General features: G+C 47.7%; 18 protein-coding genes. 14 read left to right on the top strand and 4 right to left on the bottom strand.

What is annotated here, in order from left to right; genetic code table 11:
* Positions 1 to 15 precede the first annotated feature (15 nt).
* Positions 16 to 933 carry an ArsR/SmtB family transcription factor gene (locus IEW11_RS18110; RefSeq protein WP_188532472.1) on the bottom strand — a complete coding sequence of 306 codons (918 nt, stop codon included), beginning with the start codon at positions 931 to 933 and terminating at the stop codon, positions 16 to 18.
* Positions 934 to 1,322: 389 nt separating this feature from the next.
* Between IEW11_RS18110 and IEW11_RS18105 the strand changes: the two genes are divergently transcribed.
* The 12 genes from IEW11_RS18105 to IEW11_RS18050 all read left to right on the top strand — a co-directional run bounded on the left by IEW11_RS18105 (position 1,323) and on the right by IEW11_RS18050 (position 16,472).
* Positions 1,323 to 2,621 (top strand): ABC transporter substrate-binding protein, encoded by a 1,299-nt coding sequence (locus tag IEW11_RS18105; RefSeq protein WP_188532471.1) that lies wholly within the window; start codon positions 1,323 to 1,325, stop codon positions 2,619 to 2,621.
* 69 nt (positions 2,622 to 2,690) lie between these two features.
* Positions 2,691 to 3,632 carry a carbohydrate ABC transporter permease gene (locus IEW11_RS18100; RefSeq protein WP_188532470.1) on the top strand — a complete coding sequence of 314 codons (942 nt, stop codon included), beginning with the start codon at positions 2,691 to 2,693 and terminating at the stop codon, positions 3,630 to 3,632.
* A 4-nt stretch (positions 3,633 to 3,636) separates the two neighbouring features.
* Positions 3,637 to 4,485, top strand: coding sequence for a carbohydrate ABC transporter permease (locus tag IEW11_RS18095; RefSeq protein WP_188532469.1), 849 nt, complete (start codon positions 3,637 to 3,639; stop codon positions 4,483 to 4,485).
* 47 nt (positions 4,486 to 4,532) lie between these two features.
* Positions 4,533 to 6,044 carry an arabinosylfuranosidase ArfA gene (gene arfA / locus IEW11_RS18090; protein WP_188532468.1) on the top strand — a complete coding sequence of 504 codons (1,512 nt, stop codon included), beginning with the start codon at positions 4,533 to 4,535 and terminating at the stop codon, positions 6,042 to 6,044.
* Positions 6,045 to 6,077: 33 nt separating this feature from the next.
* Positions 6,078 to 7,574 carry an alpha-L-arabinofuranosidase C-terminal domain-containing protein gene (locus IEW11_RS18085; RefSeq protein ID WP_188532467.1) on the top strand — a complete coding sequence of 499 codons (1,497 nt, stop codon included), beginning with the start codon at positions 6,078 to 6,080 and terminating at the stop codon, positions 7,572 to 7,574.
* A 292-nt stretch (positions 7,575 to 7,866) separates the two neighbouring features.
* Positions 7,867 to 9,294 carry an ABC transporter substrate-binding protein gene (locus IEW11_RS18080; RefSeq protein WP_229725417.1) on the top strand — a complete coding sequence of 476 codons (1,428 nt, stop codon included), beginning with the start codon at positions 7,867 to 7,869 and terminating at the stop codon, positions 9,292 to 9,294.
* Between the two features lie 58 nt (positions 9,295 to 9,352).
* Positions 9,353 to 10,291 carry a carbohydrate ABC transporter permease gene (locus IEW11_RS18075; RefSeq protein WP_188532466.1) on the top strand — a complete coding sequence of 313 codons (939 nt, stop codon included), beginning with the start codon at positions 9,353 to 9,355 and terminating at the stop codon, positions 10,289 to 10,291.
* Positions 10,288 to 11,100, top strand: coding sequence for a carbohydrate ABC transporter permease (locus IEW11_RS18070; RefSeq protein ID WP_188532465.1), 813 nt, complete (start codon positions 10,288 to 10,290; stop codon positions 11,098 to 11,100). The genes IEW11_RS18075 and IEW11_RS18070 overlap by 4 nt, the downstream gene beginning before the upstream one ends.
* A 54-nt stretch (positions 11,101 to 11,154) precedes the next feature.
* Positions 11,155 to 12,150 carry a zinc-dependent alcohol dehydrogenase family protein gene (locus IEW11_RS18065; protein WP_188532464.1) on the top strand — a complete coding sequence of 332 codons (996 nt, stop codon included), beginning with the start codon at positions 11,155 to 11,157 and terminating at the stop codon, positions 12,148 to 12,150.
* 97 nt (positions 12,151 to 12,247) lie between these two features.
* The gene (locus tag IEW11_RS18060) at positions 12,248 to 14,338 is read left to right on the top strand and encodes a BglG family transcription antiterminator (protein WP_188532463.1); all 2,091 of its coding nucleotides are present in this window, start codon (positions 12,248 to 12,250) and stop codon (positions 14,336 to 14,338) included.
* The gene (locus IEW11_RS18055) at positions 14,335 to 16,191 is read left to right on the top strand and encodes a PTS sugar transporter subunit IIA (RefSeq protein WP_188532462.1); all 1,857 of its coding nucleotides are present in this window, start codon (positions 14,335 to 14,337) and stop codon (positions 16,189 to 16,191) included. Before IEW11_RS18060 ends, IEW11_RS18055 begins: the two co-directional genes overlap by 4 nt.
* Before the next feature lie 32 nt (positions 16,192 to 16,223).
* Complete coding sequence (locus tag IEW11_RS18050) at positions 16,224 to 16,472, top strand: HPr family phosphocarrier protein (RefSeq protein WP_188532461.1); 249 nt, start codon at positions 16,224 to 16,226, stop codon at positions 16,470 to 16,472.
* 489 nt (positions 16,473 to 16,961) lie between these two features.
* Here the strand turns inward: IEW11_RS18050 and ppdK are convergent, their stop codons facing one another.
* Genes ppdK through gap form a run of 3 tightly spaced genes read right to left on the bottom strand, consistent with a single transcriptional unit; the run spans position 16,962 to position 20,847 of the window.
* Positions 16,962 to 19,649 carry a pyruvate, phosphate dikinase gene (gene ppdK / locus IEW11_RS18045; RefSeq protein ID WP_188532460.1) on the bottom strand — a complete coding sequence of 896 codons (2,688 nt, stop codon included), beginning with the start codon at positions 19,647 to 19,649 and terminating at the stop codon, positions 16,962 to 16,964.
* Positions 19,646 to 19,822, bottom strand: coding sequence for a GapA-binding peptide SR1P (locus IEW11_RS18040; protein WP_188532459.1), 177 nt, complete (start codon positions 19,820 to 19,822; stop codon positions 19,646 to 19,648). The genes ppdK and IEW11_RS18040 overlap by 4 nt, the downstream gene beginning before the upstream one ends.
* Complete coding sequence (gene gap, locus IEW11_RS18035; protein WP_188532458.1) at positions 19,801 to 20,847, bottom strand: type I glyceraldehyde-3-phosphate dehydrogenase; 1,047 nt, start codon at positions 20,845 to 20,847, stop codon at positions 19,801 to 19,803. The genes IEW11_RS18040 and gap overlap by 22 nt, the downstream gene beginning before the upstream one ends.
* A gap of 291 nt (positions 20,848 to 21,138) precedes the next feature.
* Between gap and sigI the strand changes: the two genes are divergently transcribed.
* Positions 21,139 to 21,843 (top strand): RNA polymerase sigma-I factor, encoded by a 705-nt coding sequence (sigI, locus tag IEW11_RS18030; RefSeq protein ID WP_229725415.1) that lies wholly within the window; start codon positions 21,139 to 21,141, stop codon positions 21,841 to 21,843.
* Positions 21,843 to 23,210, top strand: coding sequence for an anti-sigma-I factor RsgI family protein (locus IEW11_RS18025; RefSeq protein WP_229725426.1), 1,368 nt, complete (start codon positions 21,843 to 21,845; stop codon positions 23,208 to 23,210). Before sigI ends, IEW11_RS18025 begins: the two co-directional genes overlap by 1 nt.
* The last annotated feature ends 89 nt before the right edge of the window (positions 23,211 to 23,299 follow it).

Here is a 23,299-nt window from a genome sequence, read left to right as displayed (position 1 = left end):
AGTTCCCTGCTGCTCCTAGAACTTCTCGACGACATTATAGATGACTCTTGCGATAAGATCCTGCTTGTAGTTTCCGAAGTTCTGGCCATAAATAGTCAGGCCGCCTACTTGGCCGGTCTCCGAGACGCCGATTTTAAATTTGATGTCTTTGTTTTCATGCAGTTGAATATCGCCTATCGTTACATTGGAGATCAGGCAGCCGTCAATGAACGTGCCGTTTTCATTAATGCGAAGCAGCTTAATCAGCCCGTATTGGTTCAGGTGGGGAGGCCACCATTCCGGATTGTATGTCCCTTTCACGTTGCCAAAATCGCCAGGGGAGGTCCAGATGCCGAGCTCGACATTGTTGACACTGAAGACGATATCAGATGGGTATTCGTTGTTGAAGCCCGGTGCTTCCGAGCTTAATTCCATAATGAACTGGAGCTCGCTGAACCGCTGGTTCGGTTTGAGATAATTAGGGATTCTGTATTCCAAAAAACCTTTCGTAAGCCATACCATACCCGCGTTAATATGCTGAGGGTCTGCAAAATAACGGGGATTGTCAAATTCCCCGATAATACTATCCTTCGTTGCCAAGCCGCAGGTCGGTTCGGCATGATAGTCACAGTAATGGCCGACTTTGATTTCGACCTCATACACATTCTCCGCACCTTTCTTTCTTAGTTCGACTGATAACATGTCTTCATTCAAATAACAGATCTTCTGGATACCATGCTTGCCTACCGCTGTTGTTATATCGATCAGTCCGCTTTGTTCCAGTTTTTTTATATGCATGGTAATCGCACCATTGGTTAATCCTAGTTTTTCGGCGATCTCGTGTAGATTAAGGCTATCGTATTGCGTTAGAAGCTCAAGGATTTCAATCCGGATTTCTGAACTTAAAGCTTTAAAGATATTTAAACCGGAACGAAGCTCTTTTATATAGATCAAGGCGGAACGCATCCTCTCTTGGCGGTAATTGTTTTAGTTTATTATAAATCAAAAGAAAAGTATTGAGAAGATAGGGGGTTGTTAATAGGCAGAGCTAGTTAAAACGATGCATTATCAGCTGATAACAATTATGGATTGCAATGAGTGAGTTAGGTTATCGATAGTTTCTGTCGAATTTCAAAGAATATGGTTGAATAGAATCTAAATTAAATTAACTAAAAAACGCATACATTTCCATATTGACAAAAGAATCAGCCCTATATATTATAAAAGTGTAAATTAGTTTAGTATAATATAAACTAAAATGACTGAAATGGACATTCCTTTTTAAGCCGGCTTTGATCCCAATGGGATTAAGCATATAAAACTTATTTTAAGGGGGATAAGAAATGAAAAAGCAATTGCTTTCCGTATTCTCTCTACTCGTTTTACTTACTGCTGTGCTGGCAGCCTGCTCCGGAAATGGCGGAGAAGCCGGCGAGGACAGCGGTTCCGGCACTAAACTGGAATTTTGGACGTTTAATGAGCTTCATGAAAGCTTCTACAAGGATATGGCCGACCGTTGGAATAAGGCTAATCCGGATAAACCGATTCAATTGGTCGCTAATGTTTATCCCTATGACGATATGCACAACAAGCTGCTGGTAGCGCTTCAATCCGGTACTGGCGCGCCTGATATTGCCGATATTGAGCTGAACAAATTCCCTAACTTTCTCAAAGGGGTCCCGCAGCTGGTAGCCCTGAATGATGTAATCGAGCCCGAACAAAGCAATGTGGTTCAGTCGCGGTTAGATATTTACTCGAAGGAAGGACAATATTACGGCATTGACTTTCACGTTGGTGCGGCCGTTATTTATTATAACAAGGAAATACTTGATGAAGCCGGGGTAAACCCCGATGATATCAAGACATGGGCCGACTTCGAAGAGGCAGGTAAGCAAGTGCTTGATCGGACCGGTGTTCCGATGACTTCGCTTGAAACGGCTGACTTATGGTCGCTGTGGCCGCAGGTTGCCCAGGCACCTGGAGATGCTGATTTCCAAACCGCTGCGGGCGAGTTGAATATTACAAGTCCCGATATGTTGAAAGCGCTTAACTTTCAGCGGAATCTGATGGAGCAAGGTATTGCAATTGCTGCCCCAGGCGGCAATCATCATTCGGAAGAGTATTACGGTTTGATGAATGATGGCGGTACCGCCTCAGTGTGGATGCCAATGTGGTACATGGGGCGTTTCACTGATTATATGCCTGACCTGAAAGGAAAAATGGTCATCAAGCCGATGCCGGCATGGGAAGAAGGACAGCCTCGTTCAGCAGGTATGGGCGGGACGGGTACTGCCGTTACCCAGACGTCCAAGCATCAAGATCTTGCCAAACAATTTCTGGCATTTTCCAAGCTTTCAAGAGAAGGGAATATCGAAATTTGGAAACAGCTTGGTTTCGATCCGCTGCGCTCAGATGTATGGGATGCTCCTGAGCTAAGAGAGTCCAATAAATTCACGGATTATTTTGGTTCGGATATTTTCGACGTACTGACCGAAGTGAAGGACGAGATTGAAGGCGTCAATATTAATGAGAAAACACCAGCGATTTCCGATATGTTTAGAACGACGGCTCTAGTACGGATTTTGCTCGATAAGGAAGATCCAGGGAAGGTATTAAATGAAATTGCCGGCCAGTTGAAATAAGAAGTGCAACAAAGGTATCGCCAGTCTGCTGCGGGGCTGGTGATACCATCATTCGAAAGGAGGGTTATGATGGCAAACAGCTCCCCGGAGATCGTTAAGAGCACGGAACTCAAAGGAAATACAAAGCGCTCCAGCGTTTTATACTCACAACAAATCGCCCCATATTTCTTCGTGTTTCCATTTATCGTTTCTTTTTTCATTTTCTTCGCTTATCCGGTTTTTTCAGCAATCACGATGAGCTTCCAATCGGTCCTTCCCGGACAGGTGGAGTATATTGGCTTAGAAAATTACCGCGATCTTTGGAATCCGACCTTCATGAAAGCCCTTTGGAACAGCACAAAATATACCTTATTCACGTTACTTGTGCTAATTCCCGTACCGCTTGTGCTCGCTGTTTTCTTGAATTCGAAGGTCATGGTGGCTAAAAACTTTTTTCGCTCAACGTTGTTTATCCCTGCCTTGACGTCGGTCGTCGTTGCGGGAACGGTATTCCGGCTTGCTTTCGGTGAACTGGAAGGCTCACTGATGAATACGTTCGTTATGTGGCTTGGCTTTGAGAAGCAGCGTTGGCTCGGCCAGAGCGGGCTGGCAATGTTTACGCTAGTTATTCTGGCGGCGTGGCGCTGGATTGGTGTTAATCTGCTCTATTTTATGGCCGGCTTGCAAAGTATTCCGAGAGAATTGTATGAATCAGCAGATATTGATGGTGCTTCCACGTGGAATAAATTTTCCCGGATTACAATTCCACTGCTGAAGCCGATTTCCATCTATGTGTTTACAATCAGCATTTATGGCGGATATTCGATGTTCACTGAGAGTTATATGCTATGGAGCGGCAACCGCTCACCTAATGATATCGGTTTGACGATCGTCGGTTATTTGTACCGGAATGGGCTGGAACAGAACAACCTGGGTCTTGGCTCGGCTGTCGGCATCGCGCTGCTGCTTATCACATTTGTGATTACAATCGGCCAGCTCAAATTATTCGGCATGTTCCGGAAGGAGGAGTAAGCTTATGGAGACCACAATAAAACCTAAATGGTCGCCGAGCAGGGTACTGCTTCTGATCTTATTCAGTATGTTCGCCGTATTTGCGTTGTTCCCGATTATTACGCTGACGATTGCATCCTTCAAGCCGGCACAGGAACTAATGCGGTTCGGTCTGAATCTGAATATTGATCCCGAGCTTTTTTCCTTCAAAAATTATTCCTACTTATTTACCAGTGAATCGCTTTATTTAAACTGGTACAAGAACAGTATTGTCATCACTGCCATCTATACCGTTTTATGCTTACTTATCTCATCTATGGTTGGTTACGGCCTTGCGGTCTATCAATTCCGTTTTCGAAATACGATATTCGCGTTGGTCCTCATAACAATGATGGTACCGCTGGAGATTATCATACTTCCGCTTTACAAGCTTTCTATTTCTTTGCAGCTGATTAACAGCATGTGGGGGGTTATTCTTCCATTCATAGCTGCTCCGCTGCCCATTTTCTTCTTCCGTCAATACGCCAGCGGACTGCCGAAGGATTTTCTGGATGCTGCGCGAGTAGACGGATGTACAGAATTCGGAACCTTTTTCCGGGTCATAATGCCGCTGATGCTGCCGGCTTTCTCATCCATGGCAATTCTGCAGGCGCTGTTCTGCTGGAACAACTTCCTGTGGCCATTGATCGTCCTGCGCACGAACGAACAACTGACGATTCCAATTGGGCTCTCCACATTGATTACGCCGTATGGCAACAATTTCGATATGCTGATTTCTGGCGCTGTGCTTGCCATTGTACCAATACTGATTGTATTCCTTTTCTTCCAAAAATATTTTATCGAAGGCATGACCGCTGGTGGAGTCAAAGGTTGAAGGATTTGCAATCAATTTTTAATCTGAATAGAAGAAAGGTGAAAACGATGACACTGAAAGCGAAGATGATATTAGAAAAAGATTTTAAAATCTCAGAAGTTGATCCCCGCATTTATGGTTCTTTTATTGAGCATCTTGGCCGGGCAGTTTACGGCGGCATTTACGAGCCCGGACATCATGACGCCGACGAGCGCGGGTTTCGCAGAGATGTGATCAAGCTGGTCTCGGACCTTCAGGTTCCGATTGTACGCTATCCGGGCGGTAATTTTGTCTCCGGATATAATTGGGAGGACGGCGTTGGGGCGCGAGAGGACCGGCCAAGAAGGCTGGAATTGGCTTGGCGAACGATTGAAACGAATGAATTTGGCACGAATGAATTCATAGAATGGGCACGCAGTGTTAATGCCCAGGTGATGATGGCAGTAAATCTTGGCACCCGAGGCATAGACGATGCGCGAAACTTATTAGAATACTGCAATCATCCCGGTGGAACATATTGGAGTGACTTACGCAAAAAGCATGGTTATGTACAGCCGCATGCGGTCAAAACCTGGTGTCTTGGCAATGAAATGGATGGACCATGGCAAATCGGTCACAAAACTGCCGATGAATATGGGCGTCTGGCGTTAGAAACTGCGAAGGTAATGAAATGGGTCGATCCAACAATCGAATTGGTTTCCTGCGGAAGCTCAAATACTTCGATGCCTACATTTCCGCAGTATGAAGCGACTTCACTTGAGCATACATACGAAGCGGTGGATTATGTATCGCTGCATCAATACTATGGTAACCGTGATGGCGATACAGCCAGTTACTTGGCGAATTCGATGGATCTGGATCATTTTATCAAAACAATTATATCAACCTGTGATTATCTCAAAGCGAAGAAGCGCAGCAAAAAGACAATGAATCTGAGCTTTGATGAATGGAATGTATGGTTCCACTCCAACGAAGCTGACAAAAAACTCGAGCCGTGGTCGATTGCCCCGCCTCAATTGGAGGATATATATACCTTCGAGGACGCTTTGCTTGTCGGCAGTATGCTGATTACATTGCTTAAACATGCGGACAGAGTAAAGATCGCATGCATGGCTCAGCTGGTCAATGTCATTGCTCCGATTATGACGGTGAATGGAGGCGGGGCGTGGAAGCAAACCATCTATTATCCTTATTTGCATGCCTCTGTTTATGGACGGGGAATCGCCCTGCAGCCGGTCGTTTCTTCACCAAAGTATGACTCGAAATCATTTACAGATGTGCCTTATTTGGATAGTGTCGCCGTTTTTAATCCGGAGAGTGAAGAGATCTCTATTTTTGCTGTGAACCGCAGTCTGGACGAATCGCTGATACTGGATTGCGATATCCGCAGTTTCCCCGGTTATAGCGTAATTGAGCATATCGTATTGGAGAATGATGATTTAAAAGCGGCTAATACACTTGAGATTGAACGTGTGAAGCCGCATACGGGGGGCGATTCATCTGCACGTGACGGTCTGCTGCAAGCGCAGCTGCCCAAGCATTCGTGGAATGTGATCCGCTTGGGAAAAAGTGAGAGATAACATTAAATATGGATTAGCGGGAGGAGAGGGAGTATGAAGGAAATCCAAGTGAATATTGACCCGGAGCGGGTGACGTGGCGTCGTGATCCCCGCATATATGGACATTTTATCGAACATTTCCACAATCAGATTTATGGGGGCATTTATAATCCTCAATCCCCATTATCCGATGATGAAGGCTTCCGGACGGATGTCCTGGAAGCATGGAGACGAATCCAGCCGCCCGTTGTGCGATGGCCGGGTGGGTGCTTTGTTTCGGCTTATCATTGGACCGACGGGATCGGGCCTGAGCGGCAGCCGCACTTCGATAAGGCTTGGCGGGTAGAGGACACAAATGAATTTGGAACGGATGAATTTATCGCGCTGTGCCGAAAGCTGGATACAGAACCCTATATTTGTACCAATGCCGGAACCGGAACGGCTGAGGAAATGAGCGACTGGGTAGAGTATTGCAATCTTCGAACAGAAGGCAAATGGGCGAAACGCAGGATTGTAAATGGATCCGTTGAACCACATAACGTAACATATTGGAGCATTGGCAATGAAAATTACTTGCCTGGCGAGATGGGGGCGAAGACGCCGGCGGAATGGGGGCGTTTCGTTAAGGAATCGGCTAAGATGATGAAGCGTGTCGATCCATCCATAGAATTATTTGCAGCAAGCGTAGCGGATCTCGATTGGAATATTCATCTGCTTCGTGAAGCGGGGCCATTTTTGGATTGGTTGTCCATCCATGGATACTGGGATCCGTTATGGCAGAATAATCGGCTGTCCGATTACGAGGCCTGTATGCTGTTTTCTACACGAATCGAGGCGCAGATTGAGAAGACAAGGCATATTCTGGGCGCGATGGGGTATCTGGGAAAAATCCGGGTCGCGTTCGATGAGTGGAACTTAAGAGGCTGGCATCATCCTAATGTAGATAAAGCTATCGATCCGAAAGATTATATAGAACCGAGAGATTTGAACGATTTGGATGACACTTATACAATGGCAGATGCGCTGTTCAGTGCGTGCTTTTTTAATCAGTGTTTAAAGCACAGCGATCTGATTGGAATGGCCAATTATGCTCCTTCCGTGAATACGAGAGGTTTAATTCGTACCCATGAAGACGGGATTGTACTTCGGCCGACATACCATGTATTCGATATGTACGTGAATGGATTGGGAGATCAAGTGGTGGACAGCTGGATCCAGGGAAATGCTGTCTTTAAAGTTGAACAAGGAAAGGAATCGGTAGAAGTGCCGGTTCTGGATGTCATAGCGACAATCGTGGAAGCTACAGGTGAAGTACGGATTGCACTGGTTAACCGGCATCCTGAAGATACTGTTACAGCATTGCTTAAAACCCGGGATGGGCGCCGTTCTGTTCTTTCCTGGCAGGGATTATCGGGGGACGACAAGAATGCATACAACGATAAAAATAATCCTGAGCGAGTAAAACCCTCCGCCATGACCGGGTGGGAGGCGGACGATCAAGGCATTCGTATCACCCTCCCGCCTCATTCCGTCCATATTATAGGACTGTAGAGCAGGGATGGTTATCAGAGTTTTAATAGCATGTTAAAAGACTTAAAAAACCTTGAGAAATCAAGGTTTTTTTGTCATGTCTAACTACATATGCAATCTTCGAAACGCCCCCTCTGTCCACAATATTCTTAAACAATGTCCATAAGTTTTGCGGACAAAACTGGAGATCTATTGATTTATAAAGCGTTTACAAACCGCTATAATCAACCTTGACAGAAGCGAATAGCCGCTGTCGTGATGTGGCCGCATCGCAAAATATGTGTATAACGAAAAAAAGTGCAGGGGGAAGAAAATGAAGAAGACAATGACTCGCTCCTATGTTCTTATTATTCTCGCAATCGCATTGGTCCTTGGCGGATGCGCCCAGAACAATTCGTCCGGCAACGGCCAGCAGTCTCTAAACACAGAGCAAACGAACCCGGGTTCGAATACGACAGGAGCTGGTGCAAGCAGCACCGGCGTCAAATTGACCGTTGCTACAGTGAACAATCCTGACATGGTCATCATGCAAAATATGACCGCTGAATTTGAAAAAGAAACCGGTATCGAAGTGGAGTTTGTCGTACTTCCGGAAAATGATCTTCGCAAAAAGGTGACAGAGGATGTTGCTCTTGGCGCAGGCGTGTTCGATATCGTTACGATCGGTAACTATGATACGCCAATCTGGGCGGCTAACGGCTGGATCGAGCAGCTGACGCCTTATTTCGATAAGATGAGTCAGGAGGAAAGAGACGCCTACGATGTCAATGACATATTTGAAATGGTGCGCTCGGCCCTCACCTATGAAGATAATTTATACGCACTGCCATTCTATGCGGAGAGCAGCATGCTGTACTACAACATTGAAATGCTCGAGCAAGCAGGCGTGACGATGCCGGAGAATCCGTCTTGGGAAGAAGTCGCTGAAATTGCTAAAAAAGTGAAGGCAGAGCATAATGTGCCGGGTATCGTGCTTAGGGGATTGCCTGGCTGGGGAGAAATCATGGCTCCGCTTAACACGGTGATCAATGCATTTGGCGGCAGGTGGTATGACATGGAGTGGAATGCTCAATTGAACAGCCCGGAGACGGTGGAAGCGGTTGAGTTCTATGTCAATCTGATTAAGGAAGCCGGCCAGCCGGGCGCTTTCAGCACCGGATTTACAGAGGCGCTTACCCTGATGTCTACCGGCAAAGCTGCTATGTGGTATGACGCGACAGTGGCTGCCGGATTTTTGAACAATCCGGAATCATCGCAAGTAGCGGGGAAAATCGGATACGTCATGGCTCCAAAACAAGCAAAAGATAACACGGGTTGGCTGTGGTCGTGGAATTTGGCGATCGAGTCAGCGAGCAAGCATAAGGAAGAAGCCATGAAATTTATCACTTGGGCAACCAGCAAGCAGTATATAGAACAGGTCGGTGAAACGGAAGGCTGGGGTGTGGCGCCTTCAGGCACTCGCGCATCGACTTATGCGAATCCGAAGTATCAGGAAGCGGCGCCTTTCTCCGATATTGTGTTGAAATCGCTGGAAACCGTTGATTTTGATTCCCCCACCGTGGAACCGATTCCTTACAGCGGCATCCAGTTCCTGGCTATTCCTGAATTTCAACAGCTAGGCACGGAAGTCAGCCAGGAGATCGCGGCTGCTCTCAGCGGACAGAAGACCGTTCAAGAAGCGATGGAGATCGCGCAGCAGAAAGCCGAAGCCATCGCCGTAAGCGGCGGGTACAAAAAGTAATGCTTGAACGGGGAGGGGGTCCCTCCCCGTTCATACTAAATCTAACAGGTGGTCTGATATGGAAACAGTGAACAAGCAGGTGATTACAGCTAAACCGGATCGGTCGACTGAACGGAGAAAAAGTCACTTTAAACCTCCCGTAAAACGTTTAATGCTGCCTTCCATTATTTTTGTCGCACTGGTTACCCAAATTCCGTTTCTGATCACCTTATATTTCAGTTTACATCAATGGAATCTCATGAGACCGGATTTGGGGCGAGCGTTTGCGGGGTTTGCCAACTATAAGCAGCTGCTGACTTCTGCGAGCACATGGTCCGTGATTCAAAATACTTTTGTATTGACGGTAGGCGCATTATTATTGTGCCTGATGATGGGAATGGCGTTTGCTCTCTTATTGAACCGGAATTTTTTTGCTAAAGGCCTTGTACGCACCATGCTGATTACTCCATTTTTCATTATGCCTACCGTAACGGGCGTTATATGGAAAAATATGATTTTGGATCCCAATTTCGGATTTTTGGCTTACTTATCGCAGCAGCTCGGTGCCGGGCCTGTGGAATGGCTGACACACCACCCGCTTTTGACGATTATGATGATGATTGCCTGGCAGTGGACACCGTTTTTTCTGCTTGTGCTGCTCGCGGGACTGCAATCCGTTCCAGAGGATGCGATTGAAGCCTCCATGCTCGATGGCGCAGGCAAGGCAGGACAATTCATTCACGTAACGCTGCCGCATTTATTGCGATATATTGAAGTGGCATCGCTGCTTGGCATTATTTTCATTATGCAGGAATTCGGCTTGATCTACGTGACGACCTCCGGAGGTCCCGGTTATGCTTCCACGAACCTGACCTTCCAGGTATACCGCACCGGCTTTCAGGGTTGGGATATCGGCGGCGCTTCGGCAGTCGGCGTAATTATCGTTGTGCTGTCCGTACTGATGATGACCCTGTTATTCAAGTTTTTACGAAGAACGTTTCAGGGGGAATTGTCATGAAACGAATGTTAAGCGGCGGATTGACGCTCGGTACTTATCTTATTGCGCTTATTTACTTTTTTCCTGTCTTTCTCATGTTAATTACCGGTTTCAAGCTGGAAGGGCAGGCGGCTATCATGCCGCCGACACTGTGGTTTACCCCGACATTGGACAATTTCGATCTGGTATGGAATTCCGGCGCGGCAAAGTTCTTCCAACATTCAATCATCGTGACGCTCGGTTCGACCTTCTTTGCCATGCTGCTTGGTGTGCCTGCTGCCTATGCCTTAGCCATGTTCAGGCTGAAGCGGGCAGATGACATTTTGTTCTGGTTCATATCGACGAAGATGATGCCGGTAATCGCGGCGATTGTGCCGATCTACTTGTTATTCAGAAATTTAGGTCTGCTTGATACTCTGGCCGGATTGATCTTGATGGGCATTGCGATGAACGTACCGCTTGTCATCTGGATGATGCGCTCCTTTTTTAAGGAAATTCCTTATGACCTGATCGAAGCATCGCAGGTGGACGGCGCATCGGGATGGGTTGGCTTCATCAAGATTACGCTCCCTACCGTTCGACCGGGACTCATCTCTACAGCTCTGCTGTGTGCCATCTTTGCATGGAATGAATTTTTGCTTGGCGTCAGCCTGACGTATACGAATGCGGCAACAATGCCGGTGTACATGGCGACATTCATGACACAGGAAGGCTTGTTCTGGGCAAAAATGTCCGCAGTAGCTACTATTTCTGTGCTGCCTGCTATGGTACTCGGCTGGTTTACCCAGAAACAGCTCGTAAGAGGATTGACCATGGGAGCGGTTAAATGATATTAATGAAGAGATGCGATTACCAATATACGTATTATATGGAGGTCAACGAACATGAAAGCACTCGTATTTGAAGCTCCCAAGCGGGCAGTTGTTAAAGAGGTGCCTTACCCAAAGCCAAAAGCGGGCGAAGTCACGATAAAAGTGGAAAACGTCGGCATTTGCGGGACGGACGTCCATATCTATGAAGGCGAATTCATCTCCCCGTATCCGATTATTCCCGGGCACGAGTTTTCAGGAACTATTCATGAAGTAGGTGAAGGTGTCACCGGATTTGTGCCGGGCGACCGGGTCAGCGCCGATCCTACGTTATATTGCGGAGAATGCCAATTCTGTTTGACACAGCGGACGAATCAGTGCGCGAATTGGGGGGCGCTCGGAAATACGGTCAACGGCAGCATGGCCGAATTCGTTGCCGTGCCGGCTAAGAATGCGGTAAAGCTGCCGGAGACGATGTCATTTGCTGAAGCGGCCTTCATTGAGCCGATGGCTTGTGTTGTTCATGCGATGAATCGCTTGCAGCCGAAGGTCGGCGACCGGGTGATCTTATTTGGCGCCGGAGCGATGGGTCAGCAGCTTGTACAGTCACTCATTCAGGCTGGTGCCTCGGAGCTTGTGATTGTCGATATTTCCGAAAGCAAGCTTTCGAAAGCGGTTTCTCGGGGCGCTTCCAAGGGAGTCCTGAGCGGCGATCTGAGCAAAGCGGATTATCCGGACGGCTTTGATATCGTCGTCGATGCGACGGGGATTCCCGCTGTAATCGAGCAAGCGCTGCAGTATATGGGGCCGACGGCTAAATATTTGCAGTTCGGTGTAACCGCTACCGATGCAGAGATTCGTCTTAATCCATTCAAGCTGTATAACAAAGACTGGACGATGATCGGCTCGATGGCCATTAATCAGACCTTCCTGCCGGCATTTCATTGGCTGAAGGAACGGCGCATTGAGGTGAATTCCTTGATCTCCAAAGAGCTGACCCTGGAGGAAGCGGTGGATTTCTTCGAGCAGCCGAAAGATTCAAATTGGTTCAAAATTCAAATTAAAGTATAAACGACTTGGTCAATGTATGGGCGGCCCTGTGCCGATAGGCGGCGGTCCGCCCGTATGCATGCTGGATTTATGAGCCAGCTGCGGAAGGAGGCGGGACATGCAATTAAATCAAAGACAGAAATCGGTATGTCAGCTGCTTCTTGCCTCCGAGACGCCTTTGACGCTGAAACAGGTTTCCGATTCGCTGCAGGTGAGCACGCGAACGGTCCAGAGGGAGCTTCAATCCATCAAAAACATATTCAAGCAATTCCATTTGGAGCTGGAGTCCAAATCGGGCATAGGTTTGAGCGTTAACGGTACGGCAATGAATAAGCAAAAAGCACAGGAGCAGCTATTTGAAGTTTTTTCTGAGCAGGTCATTTCGGCAGAGGAGCGTCAATACCGATTGAAGCAGACGCTGTTGTCTTTAAGCGAACCGGTCAAGCTGTATGCGCTGGGCCGGAAATTCAACGTTTCGGAGGCAACGATCAGCTACGACCTGGGAAAATTGGAGGGCTGGTTTCATAACCATCATATTCGGGTCATCCGCAAACCCGGCTTCGGGGTATACCTGGAAGCGGAGGAAAAATATATCCGCGAGGCCATTCTGGAGCTGCTGTACGAGCACTGCTCAAAGGAAGAGCTGGTCAAATCGCTGACGAGCTTTGATGGAAACGGGCAGGATGTTTTTCGGATGGAGCTTTCGATACGGAATCATTTGCTGCATTTTATGGAGGAATCCACGATTCGCGTCATTGAGAGCGGGATGCGGAAACTGGAGAAAAATTACGGTTATTATATGCCGGACACCGCCTTTGCCGGGTTAATCGTCCATATTGCGCTTGCGCTTCAGCGGCTGAAAGCCGGCGAGAATATTGAGATTGATGAAACGGTGCTGACCCGTTTGAAATCGTGTGAAGAATTTGCATGGGCCACTGAGATTGCCGCACATTTATCCGGCAGGCTGAGCGTCAGCATTCCGCAAAGTGAAATCGGCTATATTACGATGCATTTGCTCGGGTCGAATTCACGGCAAACGATGGAGGAGATGCATAGTTATCCAACTTCGGACTATACACGGGATATGATTATTACCGTTGGCAATGAATTAGGGGTCGCGCTTGACGATGATGAGGACTTGGCGGTGCACTTAAGCCGCCATTTGGATGCGGCGCTTTTTCGTATCGCGATGGGAATGAAGATCCGCAATCCGATGCTGAAACAGGTGCAGGACAATTACCCGCTTGTCTATGAAGCGACCAAGATGGCGGCAGCTTATCTGGAGCGGCAGACTAGATTCGAAGTGCCGGAAGAGGAGATTGGTTATCTCACGATGCATTTCGGAGCGGGTGTGCTGCGCAAAAAAATCGATAAGCCCAGAACATACAGGGGACTTATCGTGTGTACCAGCGGCATCGGCACATCACGGCTGCTCGCCGCACAGATTCGCAAAGAGCTGCGGCATATTGAAGTAGCGGATACGGTTCCAATGTCGTACTTGGAAAAATGGGAAGGGGATTGGGATCGCATTGATTTACTGATCTCCACCGTACCGCTCGATTTTGAGAAAAAACCGGTTATCGTGGTCGATCCTTTCTTGACGGAAGAGGACCGGATGAGAATTGAGACAAGGGTTTCTTCGCTGCGCAAATCTGCGGTATACGAGGGGAGGATACCGATCGACATGACGATACAAAAAGTGAATGCTTACGGGGATGCCGTCTACCGTATCCTTCAAAATTTCCGAGTATTCGATGATTTGGAATGCAGCAGCAAGCACGAGGTCATTCAAGAAGCTGCGAAAGCGGCTATTCATGCGGATAAGGATGCGGATACCGGGGTGATAACAGCCGATCTCACCCATCGGGAGCAGATGGGCAGTTGGATTCTCAGAGCTTACAGTTGTGCAATGCTTCATTATCGAACCAAAGGCATCCATACGCTGCAGTTATCCGTACTGCGGTTCAAGCAGCCGATTGACTGGGGAGAGGGCATATCCGTAAAATCCGTGCTTGTCCAGCTCGCTCCGTTTGATGCCAGCCAGGAATTTCTGGAGATGATGGGTGAAATCAGTGAATCCTTGATTGAAGAGGAGAATCAACGCACCATTTCTGAAGGCACAGAGGAAGAACTGAAGGCATACTTGAACTGTATTCTCAGTGCAGCCTACACAACCAAAACCAGAGATCTGATCGGGGGAAGACAATGAAACTATTGGACCGCTGCGGACGCTTTTTAAGTGCCGTTGTTTTCCAAAATATCGCCGCACTCTTCGCAGTGGGCGTGGTCAGAATCCTATTCAGCCCTGCCGGCTGGTTTCCCCGGCCAGAATTATATGAGGTCGTAAATCCGATGATGACCTATCTCGTTCCGATTTTGTTTGCCTACACGGGCGGCAGAATGGTGGGGGATACGCGCGGCGGGGTGATAGCAGCCTTCGTCACGATCTGTCTGGTGGTAGGCAGTGATCAGGAATATACGATGCTGCTGCCTGCGCTTGCTGCAGGTCCGGCAGTAGGATGGCTGGTCCGCAAAGTGGACAAGGGGCTGGAGAGCCGGATTCCGACCGGTTTTGAGTTGCTTATTCACAATGCGGTTGCTGCCGTCATCGGAGTTGCAATCGGATTTCTTTTTTATTTATATGTCGGTCCTGCGATGAGCTATGCGATCCATGGCACACTAAAAGGTACGGAATATTTGCTTGGGACAGGACTGCTGCCTCTGCTTGCTTTCATTATCGAGCCGTCCAAGGTGCTGTTTTTCAATAATGTCATCAACCACGGCATATTGGAGCCGCTTGGCATGAATAAGCTGCAAATAACGGACACATCCATTTTCTTCCTGCTTGAGTCTAACCCGGGTCCAGGTTTCGGTATGCTGCTTGCACTATACGTATGGAGCAAGCGTCCGGCCCGCGCAGAATTAAAAACAGCGATGACGATTCAATTCCTCGGCGGTCTGCATGAGGTTTATTTTCCTTACGCCCTTATGAGGCCTTATCTGATCATACCTCTTATATTGGGAGGATTGAGCGCTAATGCCATTTTTCATTGGTTCAATGCCGGCTTGGTTGCAACACCATCGCCGGGAAGTATATTCGTAGTCATGGCCATGACGCCAAAGCATAACTACCTGGAGGTGCTGTGCGGCATTTCGGCCTCCGCATTGGTCAGCTTTTTTTCCTCCTATATTCTATTAAATATCATTGCTAAGAAACAAGAGCCCGCAAAAGATGCGAAGCAAAAGCTTGAACCGAGGATCGAGAATGACCGATGGATCGAAAATGTGGTGTTTGCCTGTGACGGGGGCATGGCTTCCAGCGCAATGTGCGCCGCAAGGCTGAAGAAGATGTTGAGTCAAGAAGCCATTCATCATGTAACGGTTGTCTATACTGCGGTCGATCGGATTCCTGAAGACGCCGACCTTGTCATCGCCCAACAACATCTGGAAGAACGCACGATAAAAACGGCTCCGCTTGCGGAGTATCTCTTTGTGCCTTCTCTGATCGAGCCGGAGCTCTATACGAATATCGTGAAGCGGATAAATTCCGAAGGGAAACAGGAATACGGTGCCACCTCGCCGAAGAAAGAAGAAGGGGTTTCATTAGAAGAATGGCCTCCAATTCAAGAAGGGTTCTTGATCTCGGAAGAACAAATTCTAATCGACCAGCAGGCCAGCGACAAATGGGAAGCGATTGAAATCGCCGGCAGGCAGCTTGTCTCGCTGGGCATGGTGACAGAACAATACATTGAAGAAATGAAAGCGCGGGAAGCGCTGCAGTCGACTTGGATCGGGTATGATGCGGCGATCCCGCATGGATTGAACTCGGATAGCGAAGCGATTCTAAGGACGGGGTTTGTACTGGTTCGATTGAATAAGCCTATAACCTTCGGAGATGGGGAGTCGGTTCGTCTTGTCATCGCTGTATGTGGAAAAGGGCAGGAACAACTGAAGGCGATATCCAGACTGGCGTTTATTCTGGAGGAGCCGAAGCTGAGAGAACCACTGCTCGCTCTTGGTTCCAGCAGCGAAATTGCCGCATTTATAGAAAAAGAGATTTAAGCGCATTACGCAAGAAGTAGGTGTAAAACAATATGCTAAAAAAGGAACAAATCATTCACTTCAATCAAGGCTTACATTTAAGGCCGTCGAATATGATTGCATATGAAGCTAGAAAATTTGAATCGGATATCCGGTTATCGTGCAATGGCAAAGTCGCGGACTGCAAAAGCGCACTGTCTCTGCTTCAATTGGGTGCTCAAAATGGTTCAACGATCGGCATCACGGTCAAAGGAGAAGATGAAGCGGAGGCGATGAACGCCATTCTCCGTATTCTCACATAATTAAGAGGCTGTCCCAGTAAAAATGGCGTCACAGGTTGGGGTGGCAGCTATCTCGACCGCCGCCGGGATAAGCTGGAGTGAAGATCTTCATAGGCAGGCGATTGACGGAATCATTGATGACGCGGACGAGATGGCTTTCGGGGATATCTTCCTGCAAGTCCATGGGCAAAGTAAGCTAGTCCATGGTATATTCGATGTACAAAAGAAGCCTCTCCTTTGTTCATGTTTGGTCGTACTTACATGTTAACAAGGAAAGGCTTCTTTTGTTTGTTTTTAGGAAAGAAAAGGTTACGCCTAAACGAAGCAGATCGAATGATTCTGGAGAAGCGTCAGCGGTCGTCTTTGTTCCCGGATTCCCACCTCGGCCTATTCATGCAAGGGAATCCGGGAACAACAGCGATCGGAAGAATATTCGACTGCGCAGTGAATGCGGTACAACCAAAGCTTTTAAGAGACTTTTCCTTCTATAGTAAACTCCTCTAGGTTGCTTTATGCGGGCAGATGCTCTGCCGAAACGGGAATGCCTGCTTTAGTGCCATGCTCGATGCACGCCTGTGCGGCTGCAATCCTGGCCAGAGGAATCCGGTATGGAGAACAGCTGACATAGTCCAATCCGATCTGGTGACAGTAGAAGATAGAGTCTTTATCACCGCCATGCTCACCGCAAATCCCATTCTTCAGCGATCGCTTGACGTTCTTTCCAGCAGTGATGGCCAGCTCGATCAATTGTCCAACGCCATCCGTATCCAGAACCTGAAAAGGATTATGCGGGAGCAGCTTGTGATCGATATAATGCGCCAAAAATTTATTTTCCGCGTCGTCACGGCTGTATCCGAACGTCATTTGTGTAAGATCGTTGGTGCCGAATGAGAAGAAATCAGCGTGTGCAGCTATCTGACGGGCAGTCAAGGCGGCGCGCGGCACTTCGATCATTGTACCGACTTTGTATGGACAATTCCGTTTTTTCGCTGTACCGAGCACTTGCTCTGCAACCGTGTCGACCAGCTCTCTCAAAATTTTCAATTCGTTGGTATGGCCGACAAGCGGAATCATGATCTCGGGGATCACGCTGCAGCCTTCGTCGATGACACGAGAGGCAGCACGAAAGATCGCTTCGATCTGCATGTCGTAAATTTCCGGATATACAATGCCTAATCTGCAGCCGCGATGGCCGAGCATCGGGTTGACTTCGTGCAAGGAGTCAACCTTCCGTATGAGCCTGCGCAGCTCCAATTGCTCTTTGCCACTATCTTGTTCATCATAGATTAGACGGGTCAGCTTCTGCTGCAGCTCCTCCCGCTTGGGCAAAAATTCATGCAGAGGGGGATCAAGCAGCCGTATCGTGACCGGCAGTCCGTCCATCTCCCGGAACATGCCCTCAAAGTCGGACTGCTGCATTGGAAGCAGCTTTTGCAGCGCCCTTAAACGATCTTCCTTGGAATCGGCTAAGATCATTTGTTGGACGATCGGCAGCCTGACAGGGGAGAAAAACATATGCTCCGTCCGGCATAAGCCGATTCCTTGCGCTCCGAATTGTCTGGCGATTTTCGCATCGTGCGGATTATCGGCATTAGCGAATACCTGGAGAGTACGCACATCATCCGCCCAGCGCAGCATCGCAGTCAGTTCCTCGGTCATTTCCGCTTCTTTTAAAGGGATCTTTCCTTCAATAACCCGGCCGCTTGCGCCGTCCAGTGTGATCCATGCGCCCTCGGCTATTCTCCGCTCGCCGGATACCAACACTTTTTCTTCCGGAATGATTAGGATCGATTCACATCCGCAAACACATGGCTTGCCCATCCCTCTGGCCACGACGGCGGCATGACTTGTCAAGCCGCCGCGGCTTGTAACGACGCCTTCAGAAGCCAACAGGCCATGAATATCTTCCGGCGTCGTCTCCGGTCTGGCTAAAATAACCTGTCTACCGGCTTTACTCCATTCTACAGCCGTATCTGCATCAAATACGAGCTGACCGACCGCTGCGCCGGGCGAAGCGGGAAGGCCGACGGCCACGACTTGCTGTACGGCAGCTTCATCAAGCCCTCTATGAAGCAATTGATCGAGGTGTGACACTTCAATTCGCTTTAACGATTCCGTTTTGGAGAGAATTTGTTCCTGGACAAGATCAACTGCAATTTTTAGAGCGGCCTGTGCGCTTCGTTTGCCGTTTCGGGTTTGCAAGAAAAACAGCTTCCCCTTCTCAACGGTGAACTCGATGTCCTGCATATCCTTGTAATGCCGTTCAAGCTTTTGGGCAGAATGAGCGAGCTGATCGTAGATCTCAGGCATCTCGATCTGCAGGCTAGTAATGGCCATCGGGGTGCGAATGCCAGCCACGACATCCTCGCCTTGCGCATTGATTAAATATTCGCCGAACAATACGTTTTCACCGGTAGACGGATTGCGGGTAAACACGACGCCTGTTCCACAGTCATTTCCCATATTGCCGAAAACCATGCTTTGCACGTTGACTGCTGTGCCTTGATGGTCTGGAATCCGGTTAATTTTGCGGTATACTTGGGCTCTATGGTTGTTCCATGACTTAAATACGGCTTCAACAGCTAAGTGAAGCTGTTCCCGCACGTCCTGCGGAAACGGCCGTCCGGCTTCCTCCGTTAAACACTTTTTATACTGCTCGATTAAGCGCTGCCAGCCCTGTGCGGATACATCTTGATCCTGCTGCACTTTTTCTTCCGCCTTTAAACGGTGAAGCAGCTGTTCGAAATGGTAGGATTCAATGCCGAATACGACATTGCCGAACATTTGGACCAGACGCCGGTAGCAATCGTATGCAAAACGTTCGTTGTTCGTCAATGCAGCCAACCCGGCGACAGTTTCGTCATTAAGTCCTAAATTCAGGATGGTATCCATCATTCCCGGCATGGATGTGACTGAACCTGACCGTACAGAAACAAGCAGGGGGGTAGTCGGATCGCCGAACTGCCGTCCGCTTTCCACCTCCAGCTGATCCATAGCCATATCCATCTGATGGAGCAATTCTTCAGGCAGCCGGCTGCCCATTCTGAAATAAGAATGGCAGGCTTCCGTTGTTATCGTAAATCCGGGAGGCACAGGCAAGCCCGCCCGTGTCATTTCAGCCAGATTTGCCCCTTTGCCGCCCAGAAGATCTTTCATCCCTGCGTTGCCCTCTGAGAAAGAGAATACTCTTTTTGTCATTCGTTTTCTCCTCCTATTTGCTCTTGGCAGTTGTCATTTTGACAGATGCCGTAAATGAGTTTATACCCGTTTGTCGGAATCGTTGCAAAGACTGTTCCGCATCGTTTGCAAATGATGGTGCCAAGCTCGTTTTTCAAGCCGTTTTCCTCAATCATATTGTTTGTGCAATCCATGGGATACTCGCCTCCTCATTTTTACTTGCCTTTTGCGATATTAACGTTGCAAAATCCACGATCCGGCAGGCATAAGCCCATTCATTGTCATACCATGCCAAAAGCTTAAGCTGATCGTTGTTTATCATCATGCTCATTCCGTCAACCGTCGCTGACTTTTCGTTGCCGATATAGTCGGAGGAAACGAGCGGCAGTTCATTATAACCGACGTACTTTCCGATTGGACCGTGTATAGCTTGCTGAAATGCTTCCTTCACATCCGAGATCGTTATGGGCTGATTGAGCTGGACCTGCAAATCCAGAAGGGATACATCCTGTGTAGGCACACGTACGGAGAGCCCTTGAATATGTGAGGCCAGATGGGGGAGAACCCCTGTAAGCGCTGTCCCGACACCGGTCGATGTTGGAATAATTGAGCTCACGCACGAACGGGCGCGGCGAAGATCTTTGTGCAAGCTATCCACATGATGCTGATCATTAGTAAACGCATGAACGGTTGTCATCCAGCCATGGTGCACCCCAAAGGCGTCATCCAGAATTCGAAGCAGCGGGGCGATGCAATTCGTGGTGCAGGATGCGGCCGAGAGCAGCTTGTGTTGCTCCGGTTCATAATGCTGCTCGTTTACGCCCATCACAACGGTTAGATCCATGCCTCGTCCGGGAGCGGTGATCAATACTTTCTTTGCGCCTGCATGAAGATGCTTCTCCGCACCGCTGCGATCATTGAATTGTCCGGTCGCGTCGATCACAAGGTCAATGCCATATCTTTTCCAAGGCAAAGCGTCAGGCGCCCGCTCTGACAACAGCGGAATTCGGTCGCCGTTAATAATCAGTCCGCTTTCATCAGATGTTACGTCTGCGTCCCAGATGCCGTGAACGGAATCATACTTTAATAAATGGGCGAGATCAGGCGCCTTGCCTGTCGAGTTGATGACGCAGAGCTCCAGCTCCGGATGCGGTTCGGACAGCATTTTTCGCAGGAATAATCTTCCGATTCGCCCCGTACCGCTTAATGCAACACGCATTTCCTTCCCCCCTCATCTTATATATTACATCATAATAATAATATATGTCGTAATAAAAAATCAATATGTTATATTAAATAAGGCTATAAAATATTCTGAAGTCTATTAATGATGTATTTAATTAAATAGAATGTTATAAGAATGAAAGACTGAAAAAAATGATAGATTATGTCGAAATACAAGTGATAAGGTAAAACAACTGCTAATTTTAATTATTTATTTACATGCCCTCTCAAAATAGTCATGTATATCGTATAAATAGAGGAAGTGATTACATCAGTGGAGCTAACTTTGGAAAAGATCTTGCAGCAGGCTCAAAACGGAGACAGCGAAAGTCGTGAGCGTCTTATACAGCAGTACCGCCCATTTATCATTCGTGCGTCATCCCACATATGCAAACGTCAAATCCGTTGGGACGATGATGAAGCCAGTATCAGTCTGATTGCTTTTAATGAGGCGATCGACAGGTATGGGGATTCTCACGGGAAATCCTTTGACAATTATGCCTATACCATCATACATAACCGGCTTGTAGACGATTTTCGAAAGCGCAGCAGGTCATGGGGTACGGAAAAGTTACTTATGGGCACGGGAAATGAGTTCGAGCTCTCGGCCATTGAGGTTGCTTCTTCTTTAGAAGCATTTGAACTGCAGCAATCAGCAGGTGAATTAGCTGAGGAGCTGGTGAGTTATGATGAGACATTGCAAGCTTACGGGATCAGCCTGGAAGAGCTGGAGGATTGCTGCCCGAGTCATCGCGATACAAGGATTCAGCTTGTCCGGATAGCAAAAGGGTTTATTGCCTACCCTGCACTGATGGCCCACCTTAGAAAAACGAAACAGCTGCCATTGAAGGAAATGCTTAATTATTCGAAGGTAAGCCGAAAAACATTGGAAAGAAACCGTAAATATCTTATTTCATTGATATTAATTTATAGTTCTGATGAATTTATCCGCATTCGAAACACCATTTCATTCGGGGAGATAGGAGAGTGATGACGATGCATGGAGTCGTTATGAAAATAACAGAAGATCGGATCGTCATCCTATGCGAGGATGGTAAGTTTCGAAATATGCCTCTTCCGTCTCAGATTCCCGCACTGGGAGATCGAATTGCCGTCGACGAACCGGCTGCGGCTGCAAAGAAGGAAAAAAAATCATTTTTTCGGTCAAAAGGCTGGGTAGCCGCTGTTTTCTTCGGACTATTGGTACTGGCATCGTCGCTGTTCATCGAGATTGGGCTATTTGCGAGGCCGATCGCGATGGTTGCCTTGGATATTAATCCTGCTGTAGAGCTATTGATCGATCAAAACGGGAATGTGACGCAAGTCATTCTTAAAAATGATGATGCGGAAAGAATCGTGGATGAGAACGCATTTGTTGGTATGGATTTTTACGACGCGATGAATCTGATGATTGCGAGTGCGGAAACCGAAGGCTTTCTGAAATCTGAATCACAAGATGCTATTGTCATGCTGTCCATCGTTAGTATGGGAAAGGACTCTTTTCAGCTCGATCTTTCCCGTTTGCCTTCTGCCAGCCCATATACCGTAGAGCTGTACTACGCGAAACCTGAAGAGAAGGAACAGGCGGATGCGCTTGGCTTGACGTTGAACAAATATCATGTTTACCAGCAAGCACTAGAAATGGGCATTGAATTGAGCATCGAAGAACTCCGCACGAAGTCCGTTACAGATATTTTAGTTGAATCAGGCTGGGAGCCGCAAAGCTTCTTCAAAAGAATGCCGTTGAGTATCACTATCGATGATGGCGGTTCCCAAGAAAATAGCGGCGGAGCGAATAGTAACGGAGCGGTTACAAATCCTTCTCCTCAGTCGGTTCAAAGTGATTCCGGTGGAGGAGGAAGCAATGATCAAGGTAATTCGCAAACTGACTCTGTCTATGAGGCTGTCCAATTAACGCCAAGGAAAGACAGGGATAAAGTAATTAGTCAAGAAGTTGAAGACGATGAAGATGATGAAGATGATGATAACGACGAAGAAAGAGAACAGGACGATGATAATGATGAAGATGACGATAAGGAGGATGATGGCGAAGACGAAGAAGATGAAGAAGATGAAATAGATGAAGAAGATGAAATAGATGAAGAAGATGAAGAAGACGATCAAAATGACGATGGCCAGGATGACAACAACGAAGATGATGAAGATGAAAAAGATAACGAAGCTGACGATGACGACGATCAAGATGATCAAGCAGAAGGAGATGATAATCAAGAGGATGTAAATAATGCCACAGACCTCGATGATACAGACGAAGATCAAGACGACAAAGATGATACAGAGGATCAGGAAGATTCAGATGATGAAGACGACAGCGAAGATGGCGATGATGACGAATGACGTTGATGAAACTTCGAATAATTAAAAAAGAATTGATAATTTTTCCTGTGCCCCCCCAAATCGACGTTAATCGACGTAATAAGTATTGT

Source organism: Paenibacillus abyssi, assembly GCF_014640295.1.
Classification (GTDB): domain Bacteria; phylum Bacillota; class Bacilli; order Paenibacillales; family Paenibacillaceae; genus Paenibacillus_D; species Paenibacillus_D abyssi.
Note: the sequence above shows the minus strand (reverse complement) of the source record. Positions and strands in the feature narration are given on the sequence as shown.

Bases quoted from the DNA above. Each gene is read 5' to 3' on its own strand.
- IEW11_RS18050 (WP_188532461.1), top strand. From the start codon at position 16,224: ATGCTAAAAAAGGAACAAATCATTCACTTCAATCAAGGCTTACATTTA.
- IEW11_RS18105 (WP_188532471.1), top strand. From the start codon at position 1,323: ATGAAAAAGCAATTGCTTTCCGTATTCTCTCTACTCGTTTTACTTACT.
- ppdK (WP_188532460.1), bottom strand. From the start codon at position 19,649: ATGACAAAAAGAGTATTCTCTTTCTCAGAGGGCAACGCAGGGATGAAA.
- IEW11_RS18025 (WP_229725426.1), top strand. From the start codon at position 21,843: ATGACGATGCATGGAGTCGTTATGAAAATAACAGAAGATCGGATCGTC.
- gap (WP_188532458.1), bottom strand. From the start codon at position 20,847: ATGCGTGTTGCATTAAGCGGTACGGGGCGAATCGGAAGATTATTCCTG.
- IEW11_RS18065 (WP_188532464.1), top strand. From the start codon at position 11,155: ATGAAAGCACTCGTATTTGAAGCTCCCAAGCGGGCAGTTGTTAAAGAG.
- IEW11_RS18070 (WP_188532465.1), top strand. From the start codon at position 10,288: ATGAAACGAATGTTAAGCGGCGGATTGACGCTCGGTACTTATCTTATT.
- arfA (WP_188532468.1), top strand. From the start codon at position 4,533: ATGACACTGAAAGCGAAGATGATATTAGAAAAAGATTTTAAAATCTCA.
- IEW11_RS18100 (WP_188532470.1), top strand. From the start codon at position 2,691: ATGGCAAACAGCTCCCCGGAGATCGTTAAGAGCACGGAACTCAAAGGA.
- IEW11_RS18040 (WP_188532459.1), bottom strand. From the start codon at position 19,822: ATGGATTGCACAAACAATATGATTGAGGAAAACGGCTTGAAAAACGAG.
- IEW11_RS18080 (WP_229725417.1), top strand. From the start codon at position 7,867: ATGAAGAAGACAATGACTCGCTCCTATGTTCTTATTATTCTCGCAATC.
- IEW11_RS18085 (WP_188532467.1), top strand. From the start codon at position 6,078: ATGAAGGAAATCCAAGTGAATATTGACCCGGAGCGGGTGACGTGGCGT.
- IEW11_RS18075 (WP_188532466.1), top strand. From the start codon at position 9,353: ATGGAAACAGTGAACAAGCAGGTGATTACAGCTAAACCGGATCGGTCG.
- IEW11_RS18095 (WP_188532469.1), top strand. From the start codon at position 3,637: ATGGAGACCACAATAAAACCTAAATGGTCGCCGAGCAGGGTACTGCTT.
- IEW11_RS18055 (WP_188532462.1), top strand. From the start codon at position 14,335: ATGAAACTATTGGACCGCTGCGGACGCTTTTTAAGTGCCGTTGTTTTC.
- IEW11_RS18060 (WP_188532463.1), top strand. From the start codon at position 12,248: ATGCAATTAAATCAAAGACAGAAATCGGTATGTCAGCTGCTTCTTGCC.